Here is a 22,244-nt window from a genome sequence, read left to right as displayed (position 1 = left end):
GTGACGAGCCCGAGCGCCTGTCCGCTCGCTCCTACCGCCGCGTGCCTTCCACTTCGATCACACATTCCTCCGCGCTGCGCTCGTCCATCCGCACCTTCGTTCCCAGGAAGGTCCGGATCACCTCGACTTGCGTCCGCGTGTGACCCGACGGCGACAGCGTATGAAACGCCCCGCCCTCGCCGAGCGCCATCGGCAAGAGCAGTTGATCCGCGAGATGCTCGCCCACGGGCACACCCGCTGCGAGGTAGCGCTTCACCTCCTTCGCGAGCTTCGAAGCCACCTCCTCCGCGCGCACCCCACGCTCGCCGAACGCCGTAAAAACCTCGGTCACGTGCTCGCTCTCCACGTCGGCCACGAGCGCGTTTCCTGGACCCGGGCTGTTCTTCACGACCTCGGGCCGCGCGCACGATCGATCCCACGGCACCTCCGCGAGGAACGCGTCGACCTCGCGCACCCCGACCGTGCCCGGGATCTGCGACACGAGCGCGCGCAGTTGCGTTCTTCGCACCTCGCCCCGATCGAGCAGCGAGAGAGCCGCGAGCCGCGGACAGCCCTCCACGGCCACCTCCACACGACCTCCGCCAGCCGGGTAAAACCCGTACGACACGATCCGCGCGGAGACGTTCGCGCCCATGCGCCGCACGATCGGCAAGAACGCGCGCTCCACGAAATCGTAGGGCGGCGCCATGGGGTTGTGCGTCCCGCCCTCGAACACGAGCGACGAGCTGCCGGCCGTCGCGAGCAGCGCCGGCAGCACCGTTTGCAACACGAGCGTCGCGCTCCCCGCGCTCCCGATCGCGAACCGATACGACCCGTGCTTCACCGCGCCCGGCCTGAACACGAGCTCGGTCGAGCCGATCTCGTCCCCCGCGAGCACCGCATCGCTCACCTCGGCGGCCGCGCGCACGGCCACGAGGTGTTGACGCATGAGCCCCGGCTTCGACCGCTTTGCGCGGATCGAGTGCACCCGGAACGCCTGACCCGTCACCATCGACAGGGCGAGGGAGGAGCGCAGGATCTGCCCTCCGCCCTCGCCCGTTGCTCCATCCAGCGTCAGCATCGCCCTCACCCCTTCACGCACACCACTTGTCGCAGCGTGCGCACGACCTCGACGAGGTCGCGCTGCGCATGCATCACATCGTCGATCGACTTGTACGCGCCGGGCGTCTCGTCGATCACGTCCTCGTCCTTGCGGCACTCGATCCCGGCCGTCATGCGCGCGTGGTCCTCGAGCGAGAACGCCCGCTTCGCCGCCGTGCGCGACATCTTCCGACCCGCGCCGTGGCTACACGAGCAGAACGACTCGCGGTTCCCGAGTCCACGAACGATAAAGCTCTTCGCACCCATGCTCCCGGGAATGATCCCGAGCTCGCCCTCGCCTGCGCGCACCGCACCCTTGCGCGTCACCCACACGTCCTTGCCGTAGTGGTGCTCCTTCGACACGTAGTTGTGGTGGCAGTTCACGGCTTCGCGGGCGAGCTCGAACGACGGCAAAAGCCCCGTCTTTCGCACGGCCATGATCGTCGCCTCCATCATCAACGCGCGGTTCGTCCGCGCGAACTCCTGCGCCCAGGCGAGCGCGCGCCAGTACTGGCCGAACGTCTCGCTTCCATCGGGGATGTAGGCGAGATCCGCGTCCGGCAGGTGGATGAACCACCGCTTCATGTCCTTCTTCGCGAGGTCGATGAAGTGGCTCCCGATGCGGTTTCCCACGCCGCGCGAACCCGAGTGCAGCATGAACCACACGTGGTCGCGCTCATCGAGGCAGACCTCGATGAAGTGGTTCCCCGTCCCGAGCGTCCCGAGGTGCCCGATCGCCGTCCCGCGCCCGATCGACGGGTTTTCCTTCACGATCGCCTCGTAGGCCGGCGCGAGCTCCGCCCACGCCTTCTGCACGCGCTCGGGCGCGTCTCCCCACGCGCCGCGATCGCCGGGCCCGCCGTTGTTCGTGCGCCCGTGCGGCACGGCCGCCTCGATCGCGCTGCGGATCTCCTTCAGGTCGTCGGGGAGATGCGACGCCGTGAGCGTCGTCTCCACCGCGATCATCCCGCAGCCGATGTCCACGCCCACCGCTGCCGGGATGATCGCGCCGTTCGTCGCGATCACGCTCCCGACCGTCGCGCCCTTCCCGGCGTGCACGTCGGGCATCACGGCGACCCACTTGTGGAGGAACGGCAGGGTCGCCAGGCGCCGGACCTGCTCTTCGGCCTCGGTCTCGAACGGCACGCCGCGCGTCCAGGCCTTGATCGGCACGCCGTCGGTCTCGAACGTCTGGTGGGTCGTCTCGTTCATGGTCGCCTTGCCTTTCACGTCACGGGTGGACGCGGACCGGTAGAGCACGCCGCGTGCCTGGCTCCCGGGGCCTTTTTCGGGCCCGCTCATAGACGCCTGGATAAATTCCGATACGGGGGACGAAGAACGTGCTATTCCGTCGCCCACCTTACCATGTCCTCTCGACCTCTCGTCGTGTTCGGCATCCTCGGCACCTCGCTCGACGCGGGCAAAGGCCCGGCGCGTTGGGAGCGCTGGCGGCCCACGGTCGCGCTTTGCCAGCACGAGGACCTGCTCGTGAGCCGCCTCGTCTTGCTTGCCGAGCCAAAAAAATTTGGAGAGCTCGCTACGCAGGTCGAGGAGGACGTCCGCCACGCCTCGCCCGACACGATCGTCGAGCGAATCGCGGTCACCTGGAAGGACGCCTGGGATTTCGAGGAGGTTTATGCCGGCCTGCACGACATCGCGCGCGCCTATCCGTGGAAGCCGGAGCGCGAGGAGTACCTCGTCCACCTCACCACGGGCACCCACGTCGCGCAGATCTGCCTCTTCCTCCTGACCGAGGCCCGTTATTTCCCCGGCCGCGTCATTCAGACCTCGCCCCCGCGCAAGGAAACCCGCGGCGGGCCGGGCACGTATTCCATCGTGGACCTCGACCTCTCTCGTTATGACCGCATTGCCTCGCGCTTCTCCCGCGAGCGCCACGAGAGCCAGAGTTTTCTCAAGGCGGGCATCGATACCAAAAACGCCTCGTTCAATCGCCTGATCGAGCGGGTCGAGGAGGTCGCCAAGGCCTCGCGCGCCCCGATGCTCCTCATGGGCCCCACGGGCGCCGGCAAGAGCCAGCTCGCCGCGCGCATTTACGAGCTCAAAAAAGCGCGGCGCCAGATCCAGGGCGAGTTCGTCCCGGTCAACTGCGCCACGCTGCGCGGCGACGCGGCCATGGCCACGCTCTTCGGCCACAAAAAGGGCGCATACACCGGCGCCGTCGCCGATCGCCCGGGCCTTTTGCGCAAAGCCGACGGCGGATTGCTCTTCCTCGACGAGATCGGCGAGCTCGGCCTCGACGAACAGGCCATGCTCCTCCGCGCGATCGAGCAAAAGGCATTTTATCCGGTCGGCGCGGACCAGGAGGTCAAGAGTGACTTCCTCCTCATCGCCGGCACGAACCGCGACCTCGGCACCCGGGCCGCGCGCGGCGATTTTCGCGAGGACCTATACGCCCGTATCAACCTCTGGACGTTCCGCCTCCCGGCCTTGCGCGAGCGCCCCGAGGACATCGAGCCGAACCTCGATTACGAGCTCGAGCTCGCCTCGCGCCTCCTCGGCGTGAACGTCACCATGAACCGGGCCGCACGGGAAGCCTTCCTCGAATTCGCCGTATCCCCGCGTGCGCTCTGGAGCGGCAATTTCCGCGACCTCAACGCCTCCGTCACCCGCATGGCCACGCTCGCGCACGGCGGACGCATCACGAAGGAGATCGTCGCCGAGGAGATCGAGCGATTGGAGCTCTCCTGGACGAGCGGCCGCATTCACCTGCCAAATGGAAGCTCCGTCGGCGGCGGCGACATCCTCGCCGAGGTCCTCGGCTCCGAGGCGGGAGCGAAGCTCGATCGATTCGACCGCGCCCAGCTCGAAGAGGTCTTGTGCGTCTGCCGCGCCTCGCGCACCCTCAGCGAGGCGGGCCGCACGCTCTTCGCCGAATCGCGCAAGGAGCGCACCACGGTCAACGACGCCGATCGATTGCGCAAATACCTCGCCCGCTTCGGACTCGACTGGCAAACCGCGAGCGGACGCGCTTCCTGAATCCGATCCGAGGACCCTTTCATGCCGCTCGTCTCCCAGGACCTCGGTTTTTCCGGCCAGAACCCGCTCGCGCTCGCGGCCCTCTTCGTCTTGGGCTTCGTGGCGTCGTCGATCAACGCCGTCGCCGGCGGCGGCTCCCTCGTCTCCTTTCCGGTCCTCGTCGCGTTCGGCGTCCCCCCGCTCGCCGCGAATGCCACGAACTCGGTCGCCCTCTGGCCCGGCGCGCTCGCCAGCGCCTTTGGCTTCCGCGACCAGCTCGCGCGCACGAAATCCCATTTACGTTACCTCGTGCCCCCCACGATCGCGGGCGCGCTCTTCGGTGCGTGGCTCCTCACGCACACGCCCGAGCGCCTCTTCGATTTCGTCGTCCCGCTCCTCGTCCTCACCGCCACGCTGCTCCTCGCCTTCCAGGCGCGCATTCGCAAGGCCGTGCTCGGCAAGAAGGCCCGCGTCCCCGTGGCGCTCGGGGTCTTTCTGCAATTTTTGGTCGCCGTCTACGGCGGGTATTTCGGGGCCGGAATGGGCATCGTCATGCTCGCCGTTTTTGGCCTCTTCATCGAAGGCACGCTGCACGAGCTCAATGCGATGAAGGCCTGGCTCGGCGTGGCCATCAACCTCGTCGCCTCGATGTTTTTCCTCGGCGAGGGCTTGCTCTGGCTCGTCCCCGGCTTCGCCGTCATGGCCGGCGCCATTGCGGGCGGTTATTTCTCCGCGCGTTTCTCGCAACGCATCGACCCCGACAAACTGCGCCGGGGCATCGTGGTCCTGGGCCTCGCCATGACGGCCTGGTTTTCCCGGGCCGCCTTCTTCCCCTGATCAGGGCGCCTCGGCGGGCCTGCGCACGAGCCTCCGCTGGAGACTCGAACCAGGCCCATACCCCTCGGAACTCACCGAGAGCTCCTCTTGATCGAAGAGCAGGACCACGTCGCCGCCCTCGGCCCACGTGACCGCCAGCGCAAAATCGTTTCCGGATCCGCCAAACGCCTTGGCCGAGCGCACCTCTCCCTCGGGCGACAGCACCGAGAACCACGCGTCGAGGGTGGTCCCGTCGAACGACATTCCATGCTGCCACGTGCGGCGAATCCGCTTCGCCTGGAGGGTCGTCCCGGAAACCTTCATCTCGGCCTCGAACGTCCCGAAAAGCGCGATACGGCCGCTCGAATCCACGTCCAGGGCCGACACTTCGTCATTCCTCGTCCCGCCGAAAGACTTCGCCCACAGGGCTCCGCCATTCCGATCGAGCTTCACGACCATCGCGTCGTTGCCCCCGTTCGACCGAAGCGCCATTCCCGCGAGCTTGATCCCGTCGGCGAATCGACCGGCCGCGACGACCTCGCCGCCCGTCGTCGTCCGGAGCACTTCGACGCGCGCCTTGCCTTCGATCGGCGCCTCCCACGCCTTCTGCCCGAACGGCGCGAACGAGACGATCCGCGCGGCGCCGCAATCCGGCCTTTTGAATTCATCCTCGAGCCCACCCGCGACGTACGCGACATGGACCGCCGACGACCCCTCCGTCGCGATCCGAGGCTCGCGCTCGTCCGTTGGGCCCCCCATCCGGAGCGCTTCGATCGGCTTTCCCTCGGGCGAAATGCGTGCGACGAACACGTCGAGCCCGCCCGCGCTTTCGAGCCTCTGCTTTCCTACCTTCACGACCCCCGCGAACGTCCCCACGACATAAATGTCTCCGGCCGCGTCCACCGCCACGTCCGTCGCCTTCGATCCCCATTCGAAATCGAACACCCAAAGCGGGCCGCCCGATGCCCCGCGCTTCTCGACGCGGGCTCCCCCAACAGCCACGATATCGGACGCCGCGTCGAAGACGACGGCCGTCACGGCCCTGTTGTCCCCGGCCAGGTCCCAGGCCTTTTGCCCCTCGCGATCGAACCGCCCGAGCCAGGCATCCCGGACCCCGACCACGGCCCCGCCCCCGCCCTTGTCGAGCGCAACCGCGCGCGGCGACGAGACGAAGAAACGGCCGTCGCCGAGGGGACGATCGTACCGCGCGGCCGCGTCGCTGAACGAGGCCGCGACCCATCGCTGCCGATCGAACGGCAGGACGCACGGCATTCGCCCGGTGCACGGCCCGGAAAAACCATCGAAGCGCGACCCCGGGTGCGGGTGCCCGATGATCCGCAACGCCGCGCCTTTCCCCATCACGCCCAGGCAATCGACCCCGCATCCCTCTTTCGGCATCGAGACCCGCATCTCGCCGCTCCCGATGCCGTTCGTCACGACGAACAGCGCGGGCGCAGTCGGGACCGTCGGCGCGGCGCATCCCGCCGCGAGCGTGAGGAATCCCCCGAGGGCGGCGACCCGCCTCATTGCAAAGCTCGCACGAGCGCCGCGGCCCGCGCTCGCACGTCTTCGTGCGGATCATCCTCCGCCATCGGCTCAGCGATCCCGGCGAACTCGCGCCACCGCGCCTGCTCCATCGCGTAAATCGCCGCCCGCCTCACGCCGGCATCCCGGTGATTCGCGAGATCCCCGAAGCAGCCGAAGAGCTCCGGATCGAACGTGGGCCCGGCCGTCACCGCGAGCTTGTACGCCGCCCAGATCCCCTCGGCCTCCGTCCGCGCTTCGCTGCAAAGCGTTAGAATCTCGGCGCGCTCGTACACCGGCAGGCTCCGCCGGATGAGCTCGATCGTGGCCTCGCACCGCGGCCCCTCCACGTCGAACCACTTGAGCCCCAGCCGATGATCGTCCACGTATCGGATGCGGCAATCGCTCGCGGGCGTCGCCCACTCGTAGACGAGCGGCTGATGGTCGAGCGGCTCGATCCGGTTCCACAGAAACCAGTTGCCCTGCGCGAATTGCCGGACCGCCTCCGTCTGTACCCCGTCCTTGAGCAGAAGCCGCCTCGCCTGCATCCATCGCCTCCGAGCCGCCGATGGTACAGGCCACACCCGGGACGTCAATCCCGTCGCGAGGAGGAAGAAGGATCCGCCCAGGCGAAACCTCGCCCGCGCCGCCCGATTTGCTGTCGTAATGCGCTTGACGCCCGAGGCCACTCGGTGCCATTGCTATTCTCTCGCCATGGACCGGCCTGGCTTCACGCTGCCCGCCTCGGTCACCGTTCCCGGTGCCGGATCGCTCGTCGTCGAGCGCGTCGCCGCTGCGTCCACGGTCCTCAGCGCGCGTGCCTCGGCGCCGCTCAAGCTCCTCGTCCCGCGCCCGCGCGGCCCCTCCGTCTGGGCCTATGCGTCGACCTTTGGCGGCGGCCTGCTCGAAGGCGACGCCATCACGCTCGATGTCCGCATCGGCCCCGGCGCGACGACGCTCTGCGCCACGCAGGCCTCCACCAAGGTCTACAAGAGCGAACGTGGTGGATGTTCCCGCCAAACCTTGTTGGTCTCGGTCGGAGAGGACGCCCTCTTCGCCTCGCTCCCGGATCCGGTTTGTCCTTTTGCCGGCGCGATCTATCAGCAGCGCCAGCGTATCGAGCTTCTGCCCGGCGCCTCCCTCGTCCTCGTCGATGGTCTCGTCTCGGGCCGCGCGGCGCGGGGCGAGCGGTATCGATTTACCTCGTATCGGACCACCACCGAGGTTGTCCAGGAAAACCGGCTCCTCGTGCTCGACGCGCTCACGCTCGAGGACACGCCCGAATCCTCGATCGCCGAACGCATGGGTCGATTCGACGTGTACACGACGGCCATCCTCGTCGGCCCCCGGGTCGAGGCGGCGGCGACCGCCCTCATTGAAGACACCACACGCGCGCCCGTCCGCCCGCCGGATCACGTACGAAGCCGCCTGCTCGCGACCGCGAGCCCCATCCCCGGAGGCGCCGTGCTCCGCGTGGCCGGCGAGGAGCCTGAGCCAGTCGCCGCGTTCCTCCGCGTTTCCCTCGCGTTCCTCGTCCCGCTGCTCGGCGACGACCCCTGGGCAAGAAAATGGTAGCGCCCCAAAAACAAACTTGACGCGTCGCGTCGTGATGGTGTAACCAGGAGCTTGGGCAGGGGGGCTCCCGGTGAAGCCATGCATCTTTCTCCGCGCGAGCTTGATAAGCTGCTCCTTCACAATGCCGGTTTTCTGGCGCAGAAGCGCCTCGCCCGCGGCGCACGGCTCAACGTGCCGGAGAGCGTCGCGCTCATCGCCACGCAGCTCCTCGAATTCATCCGGGATGGCCGGCGTGTCGAGGAGCTCATGGACCTCGGGCGCAAGCTGCTCGGACGCAATCAGGTCATGGAGGGCGTGCCGGAGCTCGTGACCGAAGTGCAGGTCGAGGGCACGTTCCCCGACGGAACGAAGCTCGTCACGGTTCACCACCCCATTGCCGCCGAGCACGGCGACCTCGGCCTGGCCCTTTACGGGAGCTTCCTCCCCGTGCCCGATCGTTCGCTCTTCACTGCAGCGCCGAGCGGGCCCACGCCGGGGGAAATCCTGCCCGCGGAAGGGACGATCGTGCTCAACGAGGGCCGCTCCTCGATTTCGCTCCGGGTCACGAACCTGGCCGACCGCCCGATCCAGGTCGGCAGCCATTACCATTTCATCGAGGCGAACCCGTACCTGCGCTTCGACCGCGAGAAAGCCTATGGCCGGCGGCTCGACATCCCGGCGGGCACTGCCGTGCGCTTCGAGCCGGGCGAGACGAAAACGGTCGCGCTCGTGGAGATCGCCGGCGAGCGGGTCATTCGGGGTGGAAATGCCCTCGCCGACGGACCGGTGAGCCCCGAAGGCCTCGCCCGCGCGATGGAGCGCGTCCGCGCGCTCGGCTTCGCCCACGAAATCGAAGGCTGACTCGATTCGCTCGGAGGACGCCATGCCCCGCACCATCGACCGACGCACCTACGCCGAGATCTTCGGCCCGACCACCCGAGACCGGGTCCGGCTCGGCGACACCGATCTGATCATCGAGATCGAAAAGGACTTCACCGTCTACGGCGACGAGTGCAAGTTCGGCGGCGGCAAGGTTCTTCGTGACGGAATGGGCCAGCGCGCGGGTGCCGCCCAGCGTGACGCCCTCGATTGCGTCATCACGAACGTCGTCGTCGTCGACTGGACGGGCATTTACAAGGCCGACATCGGCATCAAGGACGGCCTCATCGCGGGGATCGGAAAGGCGGGGAACCCCGATGTCATGGCCGGCGTCACGCCGGGGATGGTGTTTGGCCCGACGACCGAGGCCATCGCGGGCGAGGGACTTATCGTGACGGCGGGCGGGGTCGACACGCACATTCATTTCATCTGCCCGCAGCAATGCGACGAGGCGATCGCCTCGGGGATCACCACGATGATCGGCGGCGGCACCGGCCCGGCCACGGGGACGAACGCGACGACCTGCACCCCGGGCGCGTATCATCTCCGCATGATGCTGGAGGCAACCGACGGGCTGCCGCTGAATTTCGGATTCACCGGAAAAGGCAATTCGTCCAAGCCCGAGGGCCTGCACGAGCAGATCCAGGCCGGCGCGATCGGGCTCAAGCTACACGAGGACTGGGGCACGACGCCCGCGGCCATCGATTCGTGCCTCTCCGTGGCCGAGCAATACGACGTGCAGGTGACGATTCACACCGACACGCTCAACGAGAGCGCGGCCGTCGAGCACTCGATTGCGACGTTCAAGGGTCGCTCGATCCACACGTATCACAGCGAAGGCGCGGGCGGCGGGCACGCCCCGGACATTCTTCGTGTGTGCAGCGAGCCGAACGTGCTCCCCTCGTCGACGAACCCCACGCGTCCTTTCACGGTGAACACGCTCGACGAGCACCTCGACATGCTCATGGTCTGTCACCACCTCGACCGGAGCATCCCCGAGGACGTCGCCTTCGCGGAATCACGTATTCGCGGCGAGACGATCGCCGCGGAGGACATTCTCCACGACATGGGCGCGATCTCGATCGTTTCCTCCGATTCGCAGGCGATGGGCCGGGTCGGCGAGACCATCACGCGCACCTGGCAAACGGCCGACAAGATGCGCAAGGAGCGCGGGCGGCTCGCGGAGGAGCGCGGCGACAACGATAATCTTCGCGTGCGCAGGTACGTCGCCAAATACACCATGAACCCGGCCGTCGCGCACGGGGCCTCGCACCTTCTCGGCTCGGTCGAGGTCGGCAAACTCGCGGACCTTGTCTTGTGGCGATCGGCCTTCTTCGGGGCCAAACCCGAAATCGTGATCAAGGGCGGCGTCATTGCGTGGGCGCAGATGGGCGATCCGAACGCCTCGATCCCCACGCCGCAGCCGGTGCGCATGCGGCCGATGTTCGCGAGCTTCGGCCGCGCGCCGGGCCGCGCCGCGATTGCGTTCGTGAGCGGCGCGTCAATCGAATCCGGCGTCGCGGCCTCGTATGGCCTCGACAAACGTATCGAGGCCGTGCGTGGATGCCGCGCGCTCGGCAAAAAGGACATGCGCCTGAACGACGCCATGCCCCGCATCACCGTGGATCCGGAGACGTACGCGGTGACGGCGGACGGCGTGCGCCTCACGTGCGCGCCCGCGACGGTCTTGCCGCTCGCGCAAAGGTTTTTCCTGTTCTGAGCGTCCGCGCGCATGGCCCTCTCGCTCCTCGTCCTCCAGCTCGCCGACTCGGCCTTTCCGGCGGGCGGATTCGCGCACTCCGGCGGGCTCGAAGCGGCGGCGCAGCTCGGGGAAATCACGGGGCCTTCGAGCCTCGAACGATTCCTCCTGCACAACCTGGAGCAAGCGGGCGCAGGCGCCCTGCCGATCGTCACGGCCGCCCACGCCTCGCCGAAAAGGCTTTCCGATCTCGATCGACGCCACGATGCATTCCTGACGAACCACGTTTCGAACCGGGCGAGCCGCGCGCAAGGGCGGGCGTGGCTCGCGGCGGCGGCGCATTCGTTCGGCATCGCGTCCCTCCGGGAGCTCCGCGTGCGCGCTCGCGAGGACGAATCGTTTTGCGGGCATTTTGCGCCCGTCTTCGGCGCGGTCTCGGCGCTGCTCGGGCTCGAGCGCGACGAAGCCCAGCGACTCTTTCTTTTCTTGCACCTCCGGGGCCTCGTCTCGAGCGCCGTGCGCTTGAGCCTCCTCGGCCCGCTGGAGGCGCAGGCGTTGCAGCATCGCCTCACGGGCTCGGTCCTCGCGGTCCTCTCCCGGCACGCAATGCGGGGGGAAGAAGACCTCACGACGACCGCGCCGCTCGTCGACCTCTTCCAGGGCCACCAGGACCGGCTCTACTCGCGTCTCTTTTCGAGCTGAATTTCCGGAGAGAAGCATGCACGGCCATTCCCACGGACACGGGCACGATCACGGACACACGCACGAACCCATGGCGCACCCGGGGCGCTTCGACGAGCGCGACCGCCCGCTCGTGCGCGACTTCGATGAGCGTGCCTTCACGGTCGGAATCGGCGGGCCGGTCGGCAGCGGCAAGACGGCGCTCGTGCTCGCGCTCTGCCGGGCCCTCTGGGATCGCATGAGCCTGGCCGTCGTCACGAACGACATCTTTACCCGCGAGGACGGCGAATTTCTCATTCGCAACAACGCATTGCCGACGGATCGCATCCGTGCCGTGGAGACGGGCGGATGCCCGCACGCGGCGATCCGCGAGGACATCACCGCGAACCTCCTCGCCCTCGAAGAGCTCTCGACGCGGCACAAGCCGGAGCTTTTGATCATCGAGTCCGGCGGGGACAATCTCGCGGCGAACTTCAGCCGGGAGCTCGCCGATTACATCATTTACGTGATCGACGTCGCTGGCGGCGACAAGGTCCCGCGCAAGGGCGGCCCCGGAATCACGCAGTCGGACCTCCTCGTCATCAACAAGACGGACCTCGCGAGCGCGGTGGGCGCCGATCTCGGGGTCATGGAGCGTGACGCCAAGGCGATCCGGGGCGGCGGGCCCATGGTCTTCACGCAAGCGACGAAGGGCGTCGGGGTCGAGGCGATCGTGAACCACATCGTCCACGCGTACCAGCATGCGCGTGGCATCGAACATTGATCCCCAGAGATAAATTTTATCCTCTGGGCTAGCCTCTCCTCCGGGCGCGGGCCGTCCTTGGCGAACCAGGTCACCAAATCCGCTCCGAAACGAGCCATCGTGGGGTCCAGACGGGCTTGGCACGCCGCCTGCTTCAAAGGGGAACACGAAGACGCCAGGATAGCTCAGTGGTAGAGCACGTAAAAACACCTTGGCCGGTATTCTCCGGCGACGGCAGTGATGGCCAGGGTTACTTCCATTAAAGGACGTGGTCGCGGGTTCGAATCCCGCTCCTGGTACCGCGAAGGGCTCGGGTTCCCCCTCGTTCCTTTCGCGCGCAAGCTCCTCGGGCAGTGAGGTTCGCGGTTCCTTCGTTTTGGGTACGAAAAAGACCCCGCGGCCAGTTTTCTCCCGAGGAGCGTGCGTTTTTCATGCGAGGGGCGTCAAGAACCGCGCTACAGCGGCGCCTCCGTTTTCAGTCGTCATCTCCCTCGTAGCCGCCGCTCTTTGGTCCGCAAGACGCGGCAATGTTGCGTTGCAGGTCCTCGCACTCGGACAGGCTCACCACCGCGGTCTTGACGTCCAGGCACGACTGCTGCTGGATCCGCTTCACGCACGCCTCCACGTCCACCTTCGGATTGCAATAAGCGACCTCGCTGCACGAGTCGGTCCCGTACCCGCAGACCTCGGCTTCCCCGACCGGAGGCTCGTTGCACCCTGCGAGCACGCCGTTCACCGCGTCGACGAGCTTCTGGCAAGCCTCCTTGCCATTGAATTCGTCCTCGTCGCAGCTACACCCCACGCCGATCAGGGCCGTGAGGGCGAGGGTGAACGCCAGAGCGAGCGCGTGGGTCAAGTTTTTCATTCGCATTGAAGCTCCTTACCTAAGTCCGGACTGGCCGGTGCGCCGACCCTACCCAAGAAGCCTCCGCCGGTAAAGCACGGACGCACGAATCCATCGCCGGTCAGAAACACAATGTCCGGCATTCATTTCTACCCCGACCACGTGCGCAGACATTCCGCCCGATCCTCGCAATGAGGATCGGGCGTTGTCGTTTCGAACACCCTGTCCCGGCGACGGCAGGCCCCGCCTGCGAGGAACTCGTCGAGCTCTACTGCCATGCGGGTCGTTCCACACCCCGTCCCCACGTTTGAGCATACAGGATAGTCTTTATCCCTCTGGATAATACGCCTCCCAGGCACCCGACGACCTTTGCGACCAGGACCCCAAAAATCCGCTCTGAGGCGGCTCTTTGTGGGGTCCTGGCCGGCTTGGCACGCCACCTGCTTCAAGGGGGGAACACGAAGACGCCAGGATAGCTCAGTGGTAGAGCACGTAAAACACCTTGGCCGGTTTTCTCCGGTGACGGCAGTGATGGCCAGGGTTACTTCCATTAAAGGACGTGGTCGCGGGTTCGAATCCCGCTCCTGGTACCGCGAAGGGTTCGGGTTCCCCCTCGTTTCCTTCGCGCGCAAGCTCCCCGGGCAGTGAGGCTCGCGGTTCCTTCGTTTTGGGTACGAAAAAGACCCCGCGGCCAATTTTCTCCCGAGGAGCGAGCGTTTTCAAAGCACAGTCAAGAGACGATAGATGCCAGGATAGCTCAGGGGTAGAGCGCGAAAAAACACCTTGGTCGGTATTCTCCGGCAACGGCAGTGATGATCAGGGTTACTCCGCTGTCAACGGCGAGGCCGCGGGTTCGAGTCCCGCTCCTGGCGCTTGGAAAGCTCGGAAGGAGCTTTCTGCCCGATCCCCGAGAATGGGGATCGGGCTTTGCTGTTTCGAATGGCAGCCCTCAGAGGACCTTCCTCATTCGAATCTTCTCCTCATCAAATCCGTGCCGCGCATAGAGCGCGCGAGCGCGCGTGTTCGCAGGCCACACGTGGAGCGTCAGCGCCGACAGTCCGCGGCCCCGCGCCCAATCTTCCGCCGCGGCCATGAGCGCGCTCCCCACGCCCTTCCCCTCATGCCCCGGCACCGTCGCGAGATCCTCGACGTGGCCCACCGGCTGCTGCGTGAAAGGGTCCACCGCCACCCTTACCCAAACGAAGCCAATCGCCTCGCCGGCTGCCGTCTCCGCAATCAACACGACCTCGACCGTGGTCGTTTGGGGCGGTGTGTCGGACAATGCCTGCCGTTCGAGCAGGGCCGCCGCGCTCTCGCGCTGGCGAGCGCCGAGTTCCTCGAGCGTGTACCACGCAGGAAAGCCGACACTCGTCGAGCGCTCGAAGAGGGCGAGCACGAGCCCGCGTTCGGCTTGGTTCTCGATTCGGAGAGGACGAATGGTCACGTCTGCCATGGGCTGAGCCATGCCGCCACGATACAACGTCGTGGGAGGGGTTTGGCAAGGCCGACGGCGAGGGGGACCGAAAGGAGCCGCCCGTTACGGCCGCGTCGTGGCGATCGGCCCGCGGAGCGCGGCCCCGGCGCCGAGACCAATCAAGATCATCGACGTCCCGCCGAGCAGCAGATCGATCCCGACCAGCATACCGAGCGCCCAGGCGGCCGTGCTCGGCCAGCCGGAGGCGATCAGCACACCGAGCGCCAGGGAGATGATGCCGTCGAAGAAGAGCCAGCCCCAGGCGGGGATCCGGCGGTTCTGCACGGCCCGTATGATCTTGACCACGCCATTGGCCGCGAAGAAGGCCGCGAGTGTGAGCGTCAACGTGAGCGTGCCCGTCAGCGGGAAGGCCGCGACGAGCGCACCGGCGACCACGAGCAGCGCCGAGCCCACGAGCGACCAGCCCGCGCCTTTCCAGCCGCGATTGCGGACTGCGTGAAACCCCTGGAAGATGCCGGCGATCACCATGACCCAGCCGATCACGAACGCCGTGGCCACCGAGGCGATCACGGGCATGAGGAGCAAGAGAACACCGAACACCATGAAAGCGACGCCGAGCCCGAAAAACCATGCGCGGTTTTTCCGCACCACATCCTCGACCTGCCCGACCACTGTTATGCGGGTCGTGCCAACCGGCCCTTCCGGAGGTTGCGTCATGGGAGTACCCTCCTTTTCCTGCGCGAAACAGGGTGCCACCCTCGGCGGGTGTCAAGGAGGTCGGCGCGCGTGAGGCGGCCCGGGCGATTGCAATGGCGTGCAGGCGCTCGCAAGCACGAGCCGGTTCAGGGCCCCGGAGGCGGGCCGCCGCCCGGGCCTCCCATTCCACCCGGCGCCTGACACAAGGTATCCGCGAGCGAGGAGCGAATCACGAGCGTCTTCCACGCGAGCAGCGCGCCGTCCGACATCTTCTTCGCCTGGAGCGTGTAATCGGCGGCGGCGTCGGCCGCGATCACCGTGTCGTTCTCGTTCGTCGTGTCGCGCGCGCCGCGGTCCTTGTAAATCGGCTGCGTCGCGATGATCTCGTCGCTGAGCTCGTCCGGGAAGAAGAGCTGGGACGTGACGTATTCGTTTCCGCCGACGCGCACCGTGAAGTGGATGTGGATCGTCCGGCTCGAATACCAGCCCGGGAAGCACGAATCGAAATCCACCCGACCGTTCGCGTCCGTGGTCTGCACGCCGCGGAACCAGCGGGCCGCGAGGGCCTCCGCGTCGTTGCCCGTGCACATCTCCACGGAGTCGTCGCCCGAATAAAGGCCCGTGGCGGACGTGTGCCAGACGTCGACCTCCGCGCCCTCGACAGGCTTACACGACTCGTCGACGACGCGCAGCGCGAGCCGCATCGGCAGGCCGGCGGATCCCTCGCTGATGTCTTTCCGGACGACCGTCTCGGCATAACAAGGCCCGAGCGTCATCGCGCAGACGAGCGCACACGCCGCGCCCGGGTCGTCGGTGAACGGATCCACGTAATCGCCGGACATCGAGGCCGTACCGCCCGTGGCCCATTCGCCATTCCCGGCGCCGCCCGTGCCCCCGCTGCCGCCCGCGCCGCCGGATCCGCCGGCGCCGCCGGCACCGCCCGTCCCGCCCGTGCCGCCGGAGCCTGTGTTTTCGTTCGTTCCTCCGCAGCCGGCGAACGCCGCGAGCGGCGCGGCGCAAAGGGCCGTGCCAATGCCGCGGAGAACGGCTCGGCGCGTGATGGTTTCCTGGGAGCGGTCCTTCTTCGTGTGGCGAGGCATGCGCGTTCCTCCTGGACTCGTATGTAGATCCGAAATCTTACGAATTCCTTACGTGCCGGGACACGCCTTCCGTCCTCGGCTACGATGGGGCTCGCGCCGTCGGCGAAAGCGATCCACAAGAGGGGACGATGGGAAAGAAGGTGCTCGTCATCGAGGATGATCAAGAGCTCGGCGCGCAGATCGTCAAGCGACTCCGCGACGCCGGCTACGAGCCGACCTGGTGGAAGGAGGGGCGGCGTTTGTCCCGAGAGACCTTGCTCAACGTTGATCTCGTCGTGCTCGATCTGATGCTGCCCGGAACGTACGGAATGGACATCCTGAAGGACCTGCGCGTGCTCTCCGAGGTTCCGGTGCTCGTGCTCAGCGCGCGCAACGACACGGCCGACAAGGTCCGCGCGCTCAGGCTCGGCGCCGACGACTACATGACGAAACCTTTCTGGCCCGAGGAACTCGTCGAGCGCGTGCGTGCGCGCCTGCGCAGGCCCACGCTCGGGCGCGGGGACGTCGTCGAGGTTGGCGCGCTCCGGATCGATCGCGGGCGGCGCGAGGTCTCCGTGCGCGGGGAGCGCGTGGAGCTCACGCGACTCGAATTCGAGTTTCTCGCGGCGCTCGCCGAGCGGCCGGGCGAAGCCATGACACGCGGCTCGCTCGCCGAGCGCGTGCTCGATCCGGAGCGCGACGGGACCGAGCGGACGCTCGACGTGCACGTCTCGAGATTACGCAAAAAACTCGGGCGTGGCGCGTTCGTCGAGACGGTGTGGGGGATCGGCTATCGGCTGGGCGACGGGCGCGACGAATGAAGCTCCGCGCGCGACTCGCGGTCGCCACCATTCTGGTGATGGTCCCGATGACGTTCGCGCTGTTCTGGTACGACGGCGCGGCGAAGCATCGTGCCGCGGAGCAGAACCTCACGGAATTCGTGCTCGGGCAAATGCCCACGGTGCGCGAGGCGTGCGAGGCGGCCCCGTCGTCGTTCGGCGGCGAACTCCGGCCGAGCCGGCTTCCGGGGCCTCCACGCGGCAATCGTCCTCCGCCCGGACCTCCGCGGCCCCGCGGCGCGCGGCCCGCGGTCGTACATGCCTACGACGAATCGCTTCATTCGGCGAACCCCGACGCGCCTACGATCCCCGAGGCGCTCGCGCGCGACATCCGGGAGCAAGACGTCGCCATTGTGGCGTATGTTTTGCCAACCTCGTCGGTCGAGATCCTCGCGCGCATGCCCTGGGGCACGGGCCCGTGCGCATACGTGCTCGCCCGCGGGACGACCGATCCGACCTGGGGCGCGGTGCTGCCCGAATCGAACATTTGGCTCTTGCCCACGGTCGCCGTCTTCGCGGCCATGCTCCTCGCCCTGGGCCCGGTGGTCCGACGCATTCGCAAGCTCACCGAGGCCGTGGAGCGTTCGGCGTCGGCCACGTACGCGGACGCCGTCCTGATCGAGGGCGACGACGAGATCGGCGTGCTCGGGCGGGCCTTCAATGCGGCGGGCCGCGAGATTCGATCCCAGCTCGAAGAGAAGGATCGGCGCGAGCAGGCGCTCCGCCATTTCCTGGCCAATACGACACACGACGTGATGATCCCGCTGACGGTGCTGCAGGGTCACCTCGCGACCTTGCGCGAAGATGCGGCCGCGGGAAAACCCGTCGACGTCGACGCGCTCGTCTCGGCGATGGACGAGGCGCATTACATGGCGTCGCTCGTGCACAACCTCGCGGCCACGGCGCGGCTCGAAGCGGCGGACGTAAACCTCCAGCGGTGCGAGGTCGATCTCGAAGCGCTCGTGAAGCGGGTCGTCGGCCGGCACAAGCCCATTGCGAAGCAGCTCGGGGTGTCGGTCGAGACTGCCGTGCCCGGAGAGCCCGTCACCGTCTCGGCCGACGTGACGCTTCTCGAACAGGCGATCAGCAACGTCACCTACAACGCCGTTCGTTACAATCGCCCCGGCGGCCACGTCGCGGTCATCCTGGAGCGCGTTGCGAAGGAGGGATTCCGTTTGCGCGTGGTCGACGACGGCCCCGGCATCCCGGAGGCCGAGCTGTCGCGGCTCGCGGAGCGCGGCTTTCGTGGCAATGAGGCGCGTTCACGCGCTCCGGACGGACAAGGGCTCGGACTCCACATCACGCACCGCGCCGCGGAGCTGCACGGCTTCCGGCTGACGCTCCGGCCGTCCGAGTATGGCGGCCTCGAGGTCGAGCTCGAAGGAAAGCTCGACGCTCCTGTGGGATAATGATTTATCCAACCGTCTACACGCCGCGCTCCGCTTCCTTCCCCTGACGGCCGCATTCCCACGAAACCCGCACGAACGCCGTCTTTCTCGGTCTCACGAGGCGCTGGCACGCCCGCTGCAATGCCCTCGCCCCGAGCACCCTCCTCGCGAGGGCCGCTCCCCCGAGCCCCGGGCAGTGAGGGCGGCGGTTCCTTCGATTCCAACGAAACAAACCCGCCGCCCATGGTCCTCCCGGGCTCCTCGGGCGTTTTTTTCGATCCGCGCGGCGCGTGCCGAGCGGAGAACCGGTAGGTTCGTCATGGCGTTTTTCAGCTTCATCAAGAAGGAGAAGGCTCGCGCGAAGGCGGCGTCCCAGACGCCCCCGGCCTCGGGACACCTGAATTTCATGGCCGGCGTGTCGTACGACCTCTCGTCGCCGCTCCTGCGCCTCCGCCTCGCGGCGTCGACGTGCTTCTTCGGCGAGCCTATGTATTACCATCGTGACGAGAAGGACGCGCGTCCCGTGAAGGCGGCGAGCTCGTCCCGGCTCTCGAACAAGGAGGTCGATTACCTGCGCGAGACGCTCGACGCGGTCGACCCGCAGGCGTGGCGCAAGATGTCGCCCGCGGAGCTCATCGAGAGCGCGATCGACGAAGCGCTCGAGCACGACGCCGAGGCGACGCTGGAGGAGGCGGCGCGATTGCGCAATGAGGAGCATATCCGCACGACGCCGCAGGTCATCCTCGTGCGCGCGGCGAACCACCGCGCCGTGAAGGGCACGGGCCTCGTGCGCAAGTATGCGCCGCGCATCGTGAAGCGCGCGGACGAGCCGGCGGTCGGCCTCGCGTACCAGATGTTCCGGTACGGCAAGCCGATCCCGAATGCGCTGAAGAAGGCGTGGCGTGACGCGATCACGCGTTTCGATACGTACGGGCTCGCGAAGTACCGGCTCGAGGACCACGCGGCGAAGACCGTGGACGTCGTGAACCTCGTGCACCCGAAGAGCGAGGCGGCCCATAAGCTCGTGAAGGGCGAGGCGAAGAACACGGGCCGCACGTGGGAGGCGATCGTGAGCGCGCGCGGCTCGAACCGCACGGCGTGGAAGAAGGCCATGGCGGTCATGGGCCACATGGCGATGCTGCGCAATATCCGCAACATGCTGGAGGCGGGTATCAAGGCGGACGAGATCATCCCGTCGCTCCTCGCGGGCGCGAAGGATGGCAAGCAATTGCCTTTCCGGTACTTCTCGGCCTACAAGGCCGTGGAGGACAAGGCGCCGGGGCCGCTGCTCGACGCGATCGAGAAGTGCCTCGTCACGTCGCTCGGTGAATTGCCCCATTTCCGCGGTCGCGTGATGGTGCTCGCGGACAACAGCGGCTCGGCGCAGGGGACGACGACGAGTGCGATGGGCACGATGAAGGTCTCGACGATCGGCAACCTGACAGGCGTGCTCGCGGGTATGCGCGCGGACGAGGGTCACCTCGGCGTGTTCGGTGACAAGCTGGAGACGTTCGCGATCCGCAAGGGCGCGTCGATCTTCGATCAATTGAAGCGCGCCGAGGCGCTCGCGAAGGACATCGGTCAGTCGACGGAGAATGGTATCTGGCTCTTCCTCGACCGGGCGATCCGGATGAAGGAGCACTGGGACTCGATCTTCGTGATGAGCGACATGCAGGCGGGCCACGGCGGGCTGTACGGTACGAACAAGGCGCATTACCGCGAGTACGGCTGGGGCGCGGGCGGGCAATACATCGACGTGGCGAAGCTCGTGTCGACGTATCGCAAGCGCGTGAACCCGAACGTGAAGGTGTTCCTGGTGCAAATCGCGGGCTACAAGGACACGCTCGTGCCGGAATTCTACGACCGTACGTACATCCTCGGCGGCTGGGGCGAGGGCCTGCTCCGCTTCGCCGCGGAGATGGAGAAGGCCTCCTCCGGGAAGGCCGCGTGATCGCGGGGGCGGGGCGCATCTTGTGCCTCGCCCCTCGATCTGCTCTCCTCTTTCGCATGGCTCCTCCGCAAGATCGAAGCTCCTACGTCCTCGAGCTCTCCGTCGGGCCCGGCGGTTCTCGCTGGGCCGAGCTTCACGCCTATTCCAGTCTCGATCACATCCGCGCGTGCCTCGACGTCTTCCTCGAGAATGGCGGCGGAATGAGCGCTTACCACGCGATCTGGTACGGCGCGACGCTCGGCATCTGGACGGTCCAGCGTGGGAAGGTGGTGGACTTCCTCGACCTGCATTCCTTCATTCAGGTTCGCCTCGGCGACCGACCTCCCGTGCCGCTTTCGGACACGGCCGCCGCGCGAGCCCTCGTGTACGAGAGGCGCCGGCAGCGTTATCTCGACGATGGAGAGGACGAGGAGGACATCCCCGGCGAGGACGACCATGATGATGATGATTGGACCTCCTACGAGGCGATGACGATGGAGGTCGACTGGGGCGCCGTCACCCCGCGCCTGCCCGCGCTCGAACCGCCGATCCTCGCCCCTGGCGAGCGCGCGAACATCGATTACAGCAAGTGGAGGAAATCGCCGAAACGCATGTATGCCGGTGAGGGGAGCATCCGGTTCGGTTCGTACGATCCCGAGAACGGTGAGCGGCTCGATCCCCCCTTCAAGATCGAGATGCCCGAGCCGGACGACGAGAACGAGGACGAGGATGACGACGATTGAGCGTCACTCCTCGCAGCGCGTCTGTTCCACAGAGGCGCATTTGCCGCCAATGCAGACGAGCGAGGCGCAGGCGAGGGTCAAGCCGTCGACGGCGCAAGGCTCGCCCGCGGCCGCGGGCAGCACGCAGGTGTAATCGGCGAGGATGTCGCAGAGGCCCTCGGCGCAGGCGAACGGGGTGACGTTCGCGAGCATTTGCTCCTGGCAGCTCGCGCCGAGGCTTGGCGCCGGCAGGCAACGCTTTTCGGTGCAGCCCTCGTTGTCGCAGGTGCAGGCCGTACCGAGCGGACAGGCGCCGCTCTCGACGCAGCTCTGACCCTCTTCGAGCAGCGGGAGCTCGGAGACGATCGGCGCCTCGCCCGCGCATGTCCCGTCGACGCACGTGAGCGGATGCTGGCAGGCGCCGAACGAATCGCCGCACACCGCGCCGAGCCCGCCGCGCTTCGAGCAGCGGCCCTCGTCGTCGAAGTTGCAATAGAGGCCCTCGCCGCAATCGAGCGCCATGTGGCAAGGTTCGCCCTCGGCGCGCGCGGGGCGGCAAGCATAATCGGCGTCGCTCGTGCAATTCGCGGGGTCCGCGCAGAGGCAGGCCGCGCCTTCGCCGCACGCGTGGAGGTTTGCCCCGGCGCACGACGCGCCCGCGTCGAAGTCGGCCACGCAGACGGAATCCTGACAATGGGCGCCGGCCACGCAAGGGTCGTCGTGCAGGTTCTCGAAATCGACGAGCGTCTCGTCGCACGCCTCGCCGAGCGCCGCGCGGTCCTTGCACGCGCCGTCCGAGGCGCAGAACGCATTCGGGCCGCAGGAGCCCTCGCTGCAACGCTCGGGCGCGCGCGTGCAGGTGCCCGGGCATGTGTTGCCCTCGAACACGCAGGAGAGGCCCGTGGCGCAATCGGAGACGGTGCCGCCGCGGCAGCTCTCGCCCTCGGCGCGCGTGCCGACGACGTAATGCTCGCACGAAGGGTCGATGCCGAGGCCCTGCGCGGCGAGCGCTCCGCAGCTCGCGGCCTCGATCGCCGCGGCGCAGCTCTCGACGGCGTCGGGGTCGACCACGACGTCGGGCGAGGTGAGCACGTCGGCGACCGATTCGCAGCGCTGCGCTTCGAGGCAAGCATCGACGTCGCCCGGCGTGTTGTTGACGAAAGGATGCCCGCACGCGACCTGCCGCTCGCACGCGGCGCGCATGAGATCGCAGACGAGCGCCACGGAATCGTCGGGTTTGGCGGGACCACCTCCCGTGCCGGAATCGCTGGGGCCGGGGTCCGAGCAAGCGGGAAGGAACGACGCGAGGAAGAGAAAAGCAAGCGAAGATCGCAAGGGTTTGGCTCCGCAAAAGGGTTCG

The 22,244-nt window shown here is 67.3% G+C and carries 20 protein-coding genes, 2 tRNA genes and 1 pseudogene; 14 read left to right on the top strand and 9 right to left on the bottom strand.

Translation table 11 applies throughout. The annotated features are described in order from the left end of the window. Positions 1-31 precede the first annotated feature (31 nt). On the bottom strand, positions 32-1,060 hold the full coding sequence (gene rtcA / locus KEG57_RS06245; protein ID WP_272417113.1) for an RNA 3'-terminal phosphate cyclase: 1,029 nt from the start codon (positions 1,058-1,060) through the stop codon (positions 32-34). A 5-nt stretch (positions 1,061-1,065) separates the two neighbouring features. Further along, complete coding sequence (locus tag KEG57_RS06240) at positions 1,066-2,292, bottom strand: RtcB family protein (protein ID WP_272417112.1); 1,227 nt, start codon at positions 2,290-2,292, stop codon at positions 1,066-1,068. Between the two features lie 153 nt (positions 2,293-2,445). On the opposite strand from KEG57_RS06240, the gene rtcR reads away from it, so the two are divergent. Together rtcR and KEG57_RS06230 are read left to right on the top strand one after the other, a co-directional pair. Continuing rightward, a complete protein-coding gene (gene rtcR / locus KEG57_RS06235; RefSeq protein ID WP_272417111.1) occupies positions 2,446-4,077 on the top strand; it encodes an RNA repair transcriptional activator RtcR in 1,632 nt (543 codons plus the stop codon). Between the two features lie 21 nt (positions 4,078-4,098). Further along, entirely contained in the window at positions 4,099-4,893 is a 795-nt protein-coding gene (locus KEG57_RS06230; protein WP_272417110.1) for a sulfite exporter TauE/SafE family protein, read from the top strand. Here the strand turns inward: KEG57_RS06230 and KEG57_RS06225 are convergent, their stop codons facing one another. Together KEG57_RS06225 and KEG57_RS06220 are read right to left on the bottom strand one after the other, a co-directional pair. After that, the gene (locus KEG57_RS06225) at positions 4,894-6,399 is read right to left on the bottom strand and encodes an NHL repeat-containing protein (protein WP_272417109.1); all 1,506 of its coding nucleotides are present in this window, start codon (positions 6,397-6,399) and stop codon (positions 4,894-4,896) included. It lies immediately after the preceding gene. Further along, positions 6,396-6,944 (bottom strand): hypothetical protein, encoded by a 549-nt coding sequence (locus KEG57_RS06220; RefSeq protein WP_272417108.1) that lies wholly within the window; start codon positions 6,942-6,944, stop codon positions 6,396-6,398. Before KEG57_RS06220 ends, KEG57_RS06225 begins: the two co-directional genes overlap by 4 nt. Positions 6,945-7,110: 166 nt before the next feature. On the opposite strand from KEG57_RS06220, the gene KEG57_RS06215 reads away from it, so the two are divergent. From KEG57_RS06215 to KEG57_RS06190, 6 genes are all read left to right on the top strand, one after another. Then, the gene (locus KEG57_RS06215; RefSeq protein ID WP_272417107.1) at positions 7,111-7,971 is read left to right on the top strand and encodes an urease accessory protein UreD; all 861 of its coding nucleotides are present in this window, start codon (positions 7,111-7,113) and stop codon (positions 7,969-7,971) included. Positions 7,972-8,049: 78 nt separating this feature from the next. Next, positions 8,050-8,811, top strand: coding sequence for an urease subunit beta (locus KEG57_RS06210; protein WP_272417106.1), 762 nt, complete (start codon positions 8,050-8,052; stop codon positions 8,809-8,811). A 22-nt stretch (positions 8,812-8,833) separates the two neighbouring features. After that, positions 8,834-10,549 carry an urease subunit alpha gene (gene ureC / locus KEG57_RS06205; protein WP_272417105.1) on the top strand — a complete coding sequence of 572 codons (1,716 nt, stop codon included), beginning with the start codon at positions 8,834-8,836 and terminating at the stop codon, positions 10,547-10,549. Positions 10,550-10,561: 12 nt separating this feature from the next. Next, entirely contained in the window at positions 10,562-11,230 is a 669-nt protein-coding gene (locus tag KEG57_RS06200; RefSeq protein ID WP_272417104.1) for an urease accessory protein UreF, read from the top strand. A 16-nt stretch (positions 11,231-11,246) separates the two neighbouring features. Then, positions 11,247-11,972 (top strand): urease accessory protein UreG, encoded by a 726-nt coding sequence (gene ureG, locus KEG57_RS06195; protein WP_272417103.1) that lies wholly within the window; start codon positions 11,247-11,249, stop codon positions 11,970-11,972. Positions 11,973-12,125: 153 nt separating this feature from the next. Further along, positions 12,126-12,250, top strand: a tRNA-OTHER gene (locus KEG57_RS06190). Positions 12,251-12,426: 176 nt separating this feature from the next. Here the strand turns inward: KEG57_RS06190 and KEG57_RS06185 are convergent. Further along, positions 12,427-12,822 (bottom strand): hypothetical protein, encoded by a 396-nt coding sequence (locus tag KEG57_RS06185; RefSeq protein WP_272417102.1) that lies wholly within the window; start codon positions 12,820-12,822, stop codon positions 12,427-12,429. Between the two features lie 439 nt (positions 12,823-13,261). Here KEG57_RS06185 and KEG57_RS06180 point away from each other — a divergent pair. Together KEG57_RS06180 and KEG57_RS06175 are read left to right on the top strand one after the other, a co-directional pair. Continuing rightward, positions 13,262-13,385: transfer RNA gene (locus KEG57_RS06180), tRNA-OTHER, on the top strand. Between the two features lie 156 nt (positions 13,386-13,541). Next, positions 13,542-13,667 (top strand): annotated as a pseudogene (locus tag KEG57_RS06175). Between the two features lie 77 nt (positions 13,668-13,744). Here the strand turns inward: KEG57_RS06175 and KEG57_RS06170 are convergent. The 3 genes from KEG57_RS06170 to KEG57_RS06160 all read right to left on the bottom strand — a co-directional run bounded on the left by KEG57_RS06170 (position 13,745) and on the right by KEG57_RS06160 (position 16,026). Continuing rightward, positions 13,745-14,260 (bottom strand): GNAT family N-acetyltransferase, encoded by a 516-nt coding sequence (locus KEG57_RS06170; protein WP_272417101.1) that lies wholly within the window; start codon positions 14,258-14,260, stop codon positions 13,745-13,747. 72 nt (positions 14,261-14,332) lie between these two features. After that, the gene (locus KEG57_RS06165; protein ID WP_272417100.1) at positions 14,333-14,947 is read right to left on the bottom strand and encodes an HdeD family acid-resistance protein; all 615 of its coding nucleotides are present in this window, start codon (positions 14,945-14,947) and stop codon (positions 14,333-14,335) included. Between the two features lie 125 nt (positions 14,948-15,072). Next, positions 15,073-16,026, bottom strand: a complete 954-nt coding sequence (locus tag KEG57_RS06160) for a dioxygenase family protein (RefSeq protein WP_272417099.1) — start codon at positions 16,024-16,026, stop codon at positions 15,073-15,075. A 128-nt stretch (positions 16,027-16,154) separates the two neighbouring features. Between KEG57_RS06160 and KEG57_RS06155 the strand changes: the two genes are divergently transcribed. The 4 genes from KEG57_RS06155 (at position 16,155) to KEG57_RS06140 (ending at position 20,905) form a co-directional block, all read left to right on the top strand. Next, positions 16,155-16,826, top strand: a complete 672-nt coding sequence (locus KEG57_RS06155; protein WP_272417098.1) for a winged helix-turn-helix domain-containing protein — start codon at positions 16,155-16,157, stop codon at positions 16,824-16,826. Beyond that, positions 16,823-18,253, top strand: coding sequence for a sensor histidine kinase (locus tag KEG57_RS06150; protein WP_272417097.1), 1,431 nt, complete (start codon positions 16,823-16,825; stop codon positions 18,251-18,253). Before KEG57_RS06155 ends, KEG57_RS06150 begins: the two co-directional genes overlap by 4 nt. A gap of 298 nt (positions 18,254-18,551) precedes the next feature. Then, a complete protein-coding gene (locus KEG57_RS06145) occupies positions 18,552-20,183 on the top strand; it encodes a TROVE domain-containing protein (RefSeq protein WP_272417096.1) in 1,632 nt (543 codons plus the stop codon). A gap of 56 nt (positions 20,184-20,239) precedes the next feature. Then, entirely contained in the window at positions 20,240-20,905 is a 666-nt protein-coding gene (locus KEG57_RS06140) for a hypothetical protein (protein WP_272417095.1), read from the top strand. 3 nt (positions 20,906-20,908) lie between these two features. Here the strand turns inward: KEG57_RS06140 and KEG57_RS06135 are convergent, their stop codons facing one another. Next, complete coding sequence (locus tag KEG57_RS06135) at positions 20,909-22,108, bottom strand: hypothetical protein (protein ID WP_272417094.1); 1,200 nt, start codon at positions 22,106-22,108, stop codon at positions 20,909-20,911. Between the last annotated feature and the right edge of the window lie 136 nt (positions 22,109-22,244).

The sequence above is a fragment of the Polyangium jinanense genome (assembly GCF_028435365.1).
This window is presented reverse-complemented; position numbering and strand designations above follow the sequence as displayed.